Raw genomic sequence first — 9,011 nt, forward strand, 5'->3', positions numbered from 1 at the left:
GCGATGGCGAATGGATCCATTTTACCGGCACAGGCTATCTGATTCGACTTAATGCCTGGAACCATCCGGTATTGCGGCTCAGGCAGTTGGGCCTCTCCAAAGCCTGCCGCCGTCTGGTCACCACATTAATGAAACGCCATGGGCTAACCTACCTGCATATTGATGCTCTGGGCGATGTGTTGCCCAGTTTCGCCACATTCGACTGGTGATACAAGACTGCCCCAAACGACGCGGTAACAGCGCTCATCTCCTGACTTAATCCCAAATTATCCACCATGAGAACATCCCCATGAAACCACGACCCACCTCACCAGGCGCATTGCCCGTGCCTGTTATTTATCAACAACTGCTCGCTTTCCTGCTGGAACACCACTATGGCCTGAGCCTCAACGATACGCCTTATCACGATGAACAGGTGATTACACAACAGATAGAACAAGGGATTTCAGTCGGCGACACCATCAACACACTGGTTGAGAAATATGCCTTAGTGCGAATTGGTCGTAACGGGTTCAGCGCACTGGCGCAAGACCCGATGTTGAGCAAGGGCGATATCGTGCGGGCTCGCCAGGCTGCTGGCCTGTGGCGGGCTCATTTTCCACCCACATTGCTGTACCCAACCGAGTCCCTCAATCCTATTCCACAGAGACCGTTAACATGAATAACCACATGACTACTTCCCCAACATGGGGCCTGAAACGTGATATTACGCCGCGGTTGGGGGCCCGACTGGTTCAGGAGGGAACGCATCTGCATTTTCTGAGCGACAGAGCCCACATTGTCGGCACCTTTTCCCCTCAAGCCGCTCAGGCTCTTGATGTGGCATTCCCAGCGCTGATAACCAAACTGGAGTCGCAGTTGCTGTCCGGTCAGCTTGACCCTCGCCGTCAGCAAGGCATTACGGTTCGGCATGGAGAATTTGTCTGTGAAGCGGATACGCTGGGCAGTCACGGTTACCTCTATATCGCGGTGTATCAGGAACTGTCTTGAACGGCAGACACTGGCACCTGAAACATCCCTCTTCCTCGACGCCAACAACAAGAGTTGGCGTTTTGCTTTTATGGAGTTCCTACGATGTCTACTTCACTCAGCGCAGTTATCGACGAGCCGCAGGTTCTAACCGGCCACACCGATGTGATTTGCTCCACCAGCATTGAACGTATCATCACCGTGCGTAATACCGCACTGGTGCAGATTGACGCGCTTATCCACCAGCTTGAGGATATTTCAGCCATTACCAGCAGCATCGGCGGTGGAATTGCAAAGGACTGGGCCATGCGGCAAGACTTCCGTACTGGCTGCTGGTTCATGGAGAAAGCAGAAACAGCCATGAAAGTGATTACCTGCAATCTCGATCGCGGTATATGGCGAGACCTGATGAAAAAATCAGGGATGCTGAGCCTGATGGATGCCCAAGCCCGTGACCAGTGGTACAGAAACCTTGAGGGAGATAATATTCCTGCCGTCAGCGAAGCCAACATACTCAGTACCTTTGAGCAACTTCACCAGCAGAAAGACGAGGTATTTGAACGCGGAGTCATCAATTTATTCAAAGGGTTGTCTTGGCACTATAAAACCAACAGTCCATGCCAATTTGGCAAAAAAATAATCATTAGCAACCTAGTCAGTTGCAACCAATGGGGCTTTACCCTGAACCAGGGTTACCGGCGAGACCAGTTGGCGGATTTGGAACGAATGCTTTATCTGCTGGATAGTAAACCTATTCCCGACAATCGTGGCGATATCTCTACCCGATTGATGGAGCATATCCGGGATAATCCGGCTAAGGACGTTTACGAAGATGAATTCTTCAGCATTCGTTACTTTCAGAAGGGAACTGCGCACATCACTTTTAAGCGGTACGATCTGACAGAAAAAATGAATGATATCGTGGCGAAGCACTATCCGGGGATGTTGGCAGAGAGATGAATAGGGCAGGGAGGTAATTCCTTACCTGACCCGTTACCTGACCCGATTCAGATAAAACGAAAAAGGAGTCAGACGATTTCTCATCTAACTCCTTGTTTTATTTGGTGGCCCCTACTGGACTTGAACCAGTGACCAAGCGATTATGAGTTTTGAGTGATATAAATCACTATTATTACTTGTTGTAGAAAAATCAGTAATTTATTACTACGCCTATCCGCCTATTATGACCTAGAATTACCCATAATTACCTATATGAAATATCCCCGGCATATCCCCGGGGTGGGGGATAGATTGGAAATCATAAGATTCACGAAGGCCGCACTTCTTGCAATCATGCCTGACCCAATCAAACGGTTAGAGTTTGCTGACAGTGTTGTGCAAGGTTTACGCCTCCGTATTACCCCTACGGGGGTGAAATCTTTCTGTGTTGCTCGGTATCGGGATAGTAAATTCATACGCGTAACTCTGGGGAAATTTCCAGAGTTAACCGTGGATCAGGCCAGAGAAATGGCAACCGATCACCTTGGGCAACTGGTGCGTACTGGAAAGAATCCGAACGATACCCGCCGCGAAGATACACATAGAAATGTTTCACTCGAAGCGGCGTTTTCTCAGTATATAAAATCACGAGGTTCCAGAATAAAGAACGCTACCTCCAAACAGTATTTAGGTATCCTGACTAATTTTTCCGGTGATTGGCTAAAAAAGCCCTTAGCCTCGATTGATCGTGACCAGGTAGAGAATCGACACAAGGCAATTACCGAAGGTGCGGTATGGTTTGGTAAGGCACCACAGCGTTCCGGTGTTGCGTCAGGCAGTAAAGCCCAGTCTGATTTGTGGGCGCGAGTACTGCGAGCCGTGTATCGATATGCACATGACCACTACCGGAATACGGAAGGGGTGAGGCTATTACCTGATCCGCCTACTATGGTATTGAGCAGTAAACGAAAATGGCATGGAACCACAAGAAAAACGAGTCGTATACGCAATAATGAGCTTTCTCGCTGGCTGGCTTCTGTTGCCTATATCCGGGAGCAATCCACCAGCATGAGGGATGATTTTTCGGTTGCTGTATGTGACGCGTTGGATGTTGCGCTATTTACCGGGCTGCGCCGTTCTGAGGTGTTCGGCCTAGAATGGAGTCGAATAAATTTAAGTGGCCATTATTTTTGGATAGATGAAACAAAGAACGGTGATCCGCTGGAATTACCGATAACGGGCACTCTCCATGCCATATTTCAGCGTCGTAAAACTTTGCGCCGCGATAAGGAGCTGTATGTGTTCCCCGGAGCTAAGGGCGGCATTATTAAGGAGCCGCGACGAGTTATAAGCCGAATAAGTGCGGACACCGCCAAGAATGGCGCGGAATCCCCGATTGAATTTACCTGTCATGATGCTCGGCGTACTTTCGGAAGTGTGGCGGAGCTGGTGGGTGTTGGCTCTTATATCCTAAAACGGCTGATGAATCATCGGACATTGCGTAGTGCGGATGTTACCCAAGGATATTTACATTTCTCTGCTGATGAATTGCAGGAACCAGCCAAGAAAATTGAGCACGCTATTCTGGAGCATGCCGGAATAGTAGAGAAAACGGGCAATCTAGATACTCAGTTACTGGCGGTTATGAGTGCTATGACTGATGAGGACAAGCGCAGAATGCTTTTTATGTATTTTAATAATGATGAAAGAGAGTGCAAGGCATGAATCATTACTTGAAAGCAATTGATTCAATTATTAGGAATGAATCCAAAGGGGCCTTCGATACATCGAATATTAGCCGCGGGGATTTGAGAGAAATAGCCCGGATTTTGACCATTGACAGGGATGATTATGAAGATGGCCGAGTATTTAGTTTAGATGATGAATATGCTGATACTCATAATGAGATAAAGGATAAATGGGGGGAGCTTGCAGCTTTCCAATTTGCTGAAAAATATGGAACACGTCTTCGGCCAGACCTTGAAAAGAAATTTACTTCTGCGTTATTCCTTGAGAGTCAAGGGTGTAAAGATATGGCGAAGACTTTATTTGAAGATGTATATGCCGATTCACTCAGGGAGGTAATGTACCCAGAAATAGAAAGTATTATTTCATCTAAAACGTTCAATGAAAGGCAGCGAAATAATGCTAAGAAACCCAGAAATCCCCATTATGCGGAAGCGATTCGTATAGCGATATTGACATGGAAAAGATATCCAGGAGCAAGCAAGGGTGCCATGTGTAAAAATCTACATAAACATTTTAGTGGACGGGTAAGTATTGATCGTCTCGGTGAATGGATTAAAGAGAAAGGTATTCAGCCGCCTAAACCGAAAGTATATACCAGCTTCACCCTTATTCTTTCTGAGGGGGCATAGCCGGTTACGCACCCCGCATAGCCGGTTATACTGGGTGTTCATCAGCATTTTGTTACCCCATAGTTATCACTGTCGTTACCTAACTAACACGGTGAAGCACTATGAACGAACTACCATCTCCGAAAGAAAAAATGACTCGTCCAGAGGCAGCGGATTACATCGGTATTAGTCCCCGCACATTGGCTAACTGGCACAGTTCAGGCCGGGTAAAAATTCCTTTCTATAAGGTAGGCCGAAAAAAAACCATCTATCTGAAAGTCGATCTCGATTCCTACTTGGCATCAGTTCGTCAGTCTGCGTGAGGTGAAATATGTCAAGAAAAATACCAAAGAAGCACCGCGCACGGCTTTATATGCTGAGTTCTGGTGTTAATGGATTTACTGAAAACGAAATATTACGTTATTGCCACCTTTCCTCCGGACGGAATTATGCAACTGAAATTGAACGGTTATTGAATATTCAACTTGAGCGAATCAACGAAATAAATAATGACGGTATAGGCAATCATTATCGCTACCGGATTAATAGCCGACGTGACGTTATGTGCATTATTGATTTGGTTAATCGTAACGCAATTATTAAAGGCCACCAGCAATTAACACAGGGTGAAATAAACGTCATTCTTGATTTATATCCAAAAGAACCCGCAATAGTTTAAAGGAAAAATGAGTATGAGAAAGTTACTGGCCTTAAATGGCCGGGGTCAAACTCAGCCTGAAAACGACAGCGGTAATATTCTAAGTATCAGTCTATTTTGTTGCTGGTGGAGTGGTAGCCATGATTAACCTCTTTGTAGACCAGAAAAAAATGTTCACTTTGGCTTGTGTTTATAGCCGTAGAACTGATTTTTTCATAATAAAAAAGGGCAGCACTTCTAATACGGCCCTTTGGAGGTATATGTATCAACCTTTTGGTTCGATACCTAAGCGTTCTAATTCCTTTCTACCTAACGTCTTTAGCCAGTTAGCCAGACTCACGCCAGCGGCAGCGGCGGCGGCTTCAAACTGTTCTTTTAACTCTGGAGTGATTCGCATATGGAAAGGGGGAGATTTACCCGCCCCCCGTGACTGGCTATCTCTTATTGACATGTGTACACCTATAGCGTTATGGTTGCTCTTTATAGGTGTACACCTTAGCACGGTGGAGCACAGAAAAGAAACGCCCCCGAACAGTATTACCAGTACTGAGCGAGGGCTAGCCACCACAGATAATCAGTCTATCGAGGCAGCTATGAAAAATAATACCACAGCGCCGCAGCGCTTCACCTTTCTGTTTTTGGCCGTTGTCCGTGCCAATCCTCAGGCCCACCCCCACCGCGAACAAATTAGCGCGACCAGTGAGTGGGAAGCCCGTTCTCTACTGGCTGGTAGATTCGTTTTGGTATTCGCTGGACGTCTGCCGCTCAGTAAGGTGTGCCATGCATAACTTAACCCGTAGAACCTACCAGCTCCCCTTAGATCCACAGACTCACGCTGTTATGACTGCTGATTTACTGGCATGCGCATATCAACTTTCGCTAAATGGTGATGATAGCACTACTTGCTTTATTGAATCGTTAATAGCCGTGGCGGCTGAACGTGCAAAAAATCTGGCGGATATGTTGGAAGTTGGCGCAATACGGGAGGTGCGTCATGTCTGATCAAATCACACTTGACCTGGTAGCTCGAAAAGCCGATCAGCTAAGTACCTTGCTTATGACGTTGAGCTACATACTGGACTCACTGGACGGTGCCGATAAAAAAACCTTATTGGGATTGGCTAGCGACTTAGCGGCTCCGGTAGCTATTTTTGTCATGGAGATGAATGAGGATGGTAAGCATGCGTGAGCCTTTACCTAATGACCGTTATAAAGACAGCCACGGCTTACATATCACAGTGGTAGCCGTTGCCTTTAACCGAGTCACCTTTAACCGTGATGGATATCCCGCACCCTGCGTTATTCCGTTAGCGCGATTTACTGCTGAATTCACTTTTATCGGGAGTAATTAACCATGGCTGACATCTACGACCGCCTGATAAGAAGTGATTATAGAGAGTTAGATACTGATACGTTGAAAGATTTACATAACGAGAGTGAAGACGCTTTTCGGGGCATTCTTTCCGGTATGACGGCTATGGGGAGCATGGCTTTCTGGTTGCAGGGTGCCGAGAATTATAGCGATGAAATAGCATCTGCCGATCTACGTGCACTTGGTAACGCCTTGATGTACCTGCCAAGAATTGCCGAGGCGCTAAACGATAATGCACAAAATGCGCAGTTTGAAATTTGGCGGCGTGAGGGCCTTCCCAAATGATAAAGGATAACTTTATTAATGATGTCCGAGTTAAAGCTAAAGGCCATTGGGAAGCTATTTTCCAGTATCTGGATATTCCAACCAATCGTAGCGAGGGTGAGTGTCCAAGTTGTAGCGGTAAAACCCGCTATCGATTTGATGATCGGGAGGGTCGTGGAACCTACCATTGCTCACATTGTGGCGCGGGTACCGGGCTGGATTTAGTGATGAAGGTTAACCAGTGTGACGCCCGTTCAGCGGCGGAAATGGTCGCGGGTGTGATGGCGCTGCCCTTGCCAGAGCCGAAGCCAGCCAGAGATAAGCCTCAATCCAATATCGCTATAGCTGACAAGGTGGCGGCGCTGGTGGCTAAAACAGTATCGGGTGAATCTCAATACCTTCTCAATAAGGGACTTCCAAGCCCCTCCAAGGCCTTGCTCAGTGACGGCTCTCTGTTGCTGGTACTGCAAACGATGGACGGCACCACAACCGGCGCACAGGTGATTAAGGCTGATGACGGCTCGAAACGGTTATTAGCGGGTACCACAAAAAAGGGTTCGTTTATTCCGGTAAGACTCCAATCGCCAGCAGGTAACGGACAGCCTCTAACTGTGCTGATCGCCGAGGGTTACGCTACCGGCGTTACCGTTTCGTTACTGGATGATGGGGTAGTACTGGCCGCGTTGGATGAGGGCAACCTTATTCACGTTGCGAAGGTCTGTCGTGAACGGTGGCCACTGGCAAAAATCATCATTGCCGCAGATAACGACTGGCACGAGCCGGGGGAATGTGACGAAAAAGGTAAGCCCAAACTGAATATTGGTGTTATCTCTGCTGTAAAAGCCGCTATTTGCGTCTCTGGTTGGGTAGCCACACCACCGACTCACCATAAAGCCGACTGGGACGACTACCGCCAACAAAATGGCACGGAAGCCGCCGCACACGCTTTTACTGAATCACTGTATCAACCGAAAACGGTAGAAATCGCCGCTCAACTCAAGACGATAGAGGGCGGTAAAACAGACCGTCAACAGACTGACCCGCTCAAGCCTCACATTATTAGCAGGAAAGACGGCGTTTATTGGATCACGCCGAAGGTGGACAAAGACAGCGGCGAGATTATCAACAATGAAAGCTGGTTATGTTCGCCCTTAGAGGTGATCGGCACTGGCAGGGATGATAAAGACCAATACCTGATTATTCGCTGGCTACCGATAGGTGAAGATATACCGACTACAGCGGCAATTCCTCTGGCTGATATTGGTGAGCGTGAGGGCTGGCGCACGCTAAAGGCGGGTGGGGTGAACGTGACTACGAAAACCGCACTTAGGGCAACATTGGCCGACTGGCTACAGCGTAGCGGTTCCCGTGAGATATGGCGTGTGGCTCAGGCTACCGGCTGGCAGTGCGGAGCGTATATCATGCCGGACGGTGAAATCATCGGGACACCTGAAAAACCGGTTCTGTTCAATGGTCGCAGTGCTGCCGCTGCCGGGTACACAGTGAAAGGTACGCCGGAGAGTTGGTGTGATTCGGTGGCAAGGCTGGCGCGGGGCAATCCGTCAATGATGGCGGGGATTGGTGCCGCACTTGCCGCGCCGCTGATTGGCCTTGCCGGTGCTGACGGGTTCGGCATTCACTTCTATGAACAATCCAGTTCGGGAAAAACCACCACCGCCAATATTGCCAGCAGCCTATACGGTGAACCGGATGCCCTGCGTTTGACCTGGTTCGGAACGGCGCTCGGTATTGCCAATGAAGCCGCCGCCCACAATGACGGCCTGATGCCACTGGATGAGGTAGGGCAAGGTGCTGATCCTGATAGCGTGGCTAAGTCTGCCTATACGTTGTTTAACGGTGTTGGCAAGCTCCAGGGGGCCAAAGAAGGCGGCAATCGTGACTTAAAACGCTGGCGCACTATCGCACTCAGTACCGGGGAAATGGACATTGAAACCTTTATCGCCAGCTCAGGGCGCAAGGTGAAAGCCGGTCAACTGGTTCGCTTGCTGAATATCCCACTGGAGAAGGCACACCAGCACCATGAAACCCCCAACGGCAAAGCCCACGCTGATGCGCTGAAAGATGCCTATCAGCACAACTACGGGGCCGCAGGACGTTACTGGATTAAGCACCTTGCAGACCACCAGCAACAGGCTGTAGCCGCTGTTAGAGAGGCAGAAAGCCGTTGGCGCTCATTGATACCGGCTGATTATGGGGAACAGGTTCACCGTGTAGCGGCCCGTTTTGCAGTACTTGAAGCGGCATTGCTGTTTGGGCGGGTGGTCACGGGTTGGGATGAGCAAGAGTGCCGGGATGCGATACAGCATAATTTCAATGCCTGGATAAAAGAATTTGGTACCGGCAACAAAGAGCACCAGCAGGTTATAGAGCAGACGGAAGGGTTTCTGAACGCTTACGGCCTGAGTCGGTTCGCGCCCCTGCCTTATGACCC

At 48.8% G+C, this 9,011-nt stretch carries 15 protein-coding genes; 14 read left to right on the forward strand and 1 reads right to left on the reverse strand.

Translation table 11 applies throughout. The features are described 5' to 3' along the window. From AC971_RS24855 to AC971_RS20880, 8 genes are all read left to right on the forward strand, one after another. Window positions 1-209 (forward strand): DUF5983 family protein (locus tag AC971_RS24855; protein ID WP_231573047.1); only part of this gene is annotated, 209 nt, incomplete at its 5' end. A gap of 80 nt (window positions 210-289) precedes the next feature. Further along, on the forward strand, window positions 290-661 hold the full coding sequence (locus AC971_RS20850) for a TA system toxin CbtA family protein (protein ID WP_025381469.1): 372 nt from the start codon (window positions 290-292) through the stop codon (window positions 659-661). Continuing rightward, window positions 658-990, forward strand: a complete 333-nt coding sequence (locus AC971_RS20855; protein WP_025381468.1) for a type IV toxin-antitoxin system YeeU family antitoxin — start codon at window positions 658-660, stop codon at window positions 988-990. Before AC971_RS20850 ends, AC971_RS20855 begins: the two co-directional genes overlap by 4 nt. An 84-nt stretch (window positions 991-1,074) precedes the next feature. After that, window positions 1,075-1,929, forward strand: a complete 855-nt coding sequence (locus tag AC971_RS20860; protein WP_025381467.1) for a DUF4942 domain-containing protein — start codon at window positions 1,075-1,077, stop codon at window positions 1,927-1,929. Between the two features lie 291 nt (window positions 1,930-2,220). After that, on the forward strand, window positions 2,221-3,633 hold the full coding sequence (locus AC971_RS20865; RefSeq protein WP_025381466.1) for a tyrosine-type recombinase/integrase: 1,413 nt from the start codon (window positions 2,221-2,223) through the stop codon (window positions 3,631-3,633). Further along, complete coding sequence (locus tag AC971_RS24020) at window positions 3,630-4,286, forward strand: hypothetical protein (RefSeq protein ID WP_025381465.1); 657 nt, start codon at window positions 3,630-3,632, stop codon at window positions 4,284-4,286. The genes AC971_RS20865 and AC971_RS24020 overlap by 4 nt, the downstream gene beginning before the upstream one ends. 101 nt (window positions 4,287-4,387) lie before the next feature. Then, window positions 4,388-4,588: a helix-turn-helix domain-containing protein gene (locus tag AC971_RS20875; RefSeq protein WP_025381464.1), complete on the forward strand. Its 201-nt coding sequence runs from the start codon at window positions 4,388-4,390 to the stop codon at window positions 4,586-4,588. 8 nt (window positions 4,589-4,596) lie between these two features. Next, entirely contained in the window at window positions 4,597-4,944 is a 348-nt protein-coding gene (locus AC971_RS20880) for a hypothetical protein (protein ID WP_025381463.1), read from the forward strand. Window positions 4,945-5,188: 244 nt separating this feature from the next. On the opposite strand, the gene AC971_RS23670 is transcribed toward AC971_RS20880, so the two are convergent. Further along, complete coding sequence (locus tag AC971_RS23670; RefSeq protein ID WP_071825436.1) at window positions 5,189-5,374, reverse strand: toxin-antitoxin system HicB family antitoxin; 186 nt, start codon at window positions 5,372-5,374, stop codon at window positions 5,189-5,191. 142 nt (window positions 5,375-5,516) lie between these two features. Here AC971_RS23670 and AC971_RS20890 point away from each other — a divergent pair, with 142 nt between their 5' ends. From AC971_RS20890 to AC971_RS20840, 6 genes are all read left to right on the forward strand, one after another. Continuing rightward, window positions 5,517-5,711 carry a host cell division inhibitor Icd-like protein gene (locus tag AC971_RS20890; RefSeq protein WP_038402409.1) on the forward strand — a complete coding sequence of 65 codons (195 nt, stop codon included), beginning with the start codon at window positions 5,517-5,519 and terminating at the stop codon, window positions 5,709-5,711. Beyond that, window positions 5,704-5,925, forward strand: a complete 222-nt coding sequence (locus tag AC971_RS20895) for a hypothetical protein (RefSeq protein ID WP_025381462.1) — start codon at window positions 5,704-5,706, stop codon at window positions 5,923-5,925. Before AC971_RS20890 ends, AC971_RS20895 begins: the two co-directional genes overlap by 8 nt. Then, window positions 5,918-6,112 (forward strand): hypothetical protein, encoded by a 195-nt coding sequence (locus AC971_RS20900; RefSeq protein WP_025381461.1) that lies wholly within the window; start codon window positions 5,918-5,920, stop codon window positions 6,110-6,112. Before AC971_RS20895 ends, AC971_RS20900 begins: the two co-directional genes overlap by 8 nt. After that, a complete protein-coding gene (locus AC971_RS23675) occupies window positions 6,105-6,275 on the forward strand; it encodes a DUF4222 domain-containing protein (RefSeq protein ID WP_038402012.1) in 171 nt (56 codons plus the stop codon). Before AC971_RS20900 ends, AC971_RS23675 begins: the two co-directional genes overlap by 8 nt. A gap of 2 nt (window positions 6,276-6,277) precedes the next feature. Continuing rightward, a complete protein-coding gene (locus AC971_RS20910) occupies window positions 6,278-6,580 on the forward strand; it encodes a hypothetical protein (protein WP_025381459.1) in 303 nt (100 codons plus the stop codon). Then, window positions 6,577-9,011: TOPRIM and DUF927 domain-containing protein (locus AC971_RS20840; protein ID WP_082160206.1), on the forward strand; the 2,435-nt coding region annotated here is incomplete at its 3' end. The genes AC971_RS20910 and AC971_RS20840, both read left to right, overlap by 4 nt.

The organism is Yersinia similis (assembly GCF_001053095.1).
GTDB lineage: Bacteria > Pseudomonadota > Gammaproteobacteria > Enterobacterales > Enterobacteriaceae > Yersinia > Yersinia similis.

Excerpts from the sequence above, each read along its gene's own strand:
- AC971_RS20850 (WP_025381469.1), top strand. The coding sequence starts at position 290 with ATGAAACCACGACCCACCTCACCAGGCGCATTGCCCGTGCCTGTTATT.
- AC971_RS20855 (WP_025381468.1), top strand. The coding sequence starts at position 658 with ATGAATAACCACATGACTACTTCCCCAACATGGGGCCTGAAACGTGAT.
- AC971_RS20860 (WP_025381467.1), top strand. The coding sequence starts at position 1,075 with ATGTCTACTTCACTCAGCGCAGTTATCGACGAGCCGCAGGTTCTAACC.
- AC971_RS24020 (WP_025381465.1), top strand. The coding sequence starts at position 3,630 with ATGAATCATTACTTGAAAGCAATTGATTCAATTATTAGGAATGAATCC.
- AC971_RS20875 (WP_025381464.1), top strand. The coding sequence starts at position 4,388 with ATGAACGAACTACCATCTCCGAAAGAAAAAATGACTCGTCCAGAGGCA.
- AC971_RS20880 (WP_025381463.1), top strand. The coding sequence starts at position 4,597 with ATGTCAAGAAAAATACCAAAGAAGCACCGCGCACGGCTTTATATGCTG.
- AC971_RS23670 (WP_071825436.1), bottom strand. The coding sequence starts at position 5,374 with ATGTCAATAAGAGATAGCCAGTCACGGGGGGCGGGTAAATCTCCCCCT.
- AC971_RS20890 (WP_038402409.1), top strand. The coding sequence starts at position 5,517 with ATGAAAAATAATACCACAGCGCCGCAGCGCTTCACCTTTCTGTTTTTG.
- AC971_RS20895 (WP_025381462.1), top strand. The coding sequence starts at position 5,704 with ATGCATAACTTAACCCGTAGAACCTACCAGCTCCCCTTAGATCCACAG.
- AC971_RS20900 (WP_025381461.1), top strand. The coding sequence starts at position 5,918 with ATGTCTGATCAAATCACACTTGACCTGGTAGCTCGAAAAGCCGATCAG.
- AC971_RS23675 (WP_038402012.1), top strand. The coding sequence starts at position 6,105 with ATGCGTGAGCCTTTACCTAATGACCGTTATAAAGACAGCCACGGCTTA.
- AC971_RS20910 (WP_025381459.1), top strand. The coding sequence starts at position 6,278 with ATGGCTGACATCTACGACCGCCTGATAAGAAGTGATTATAGAGAGTTA.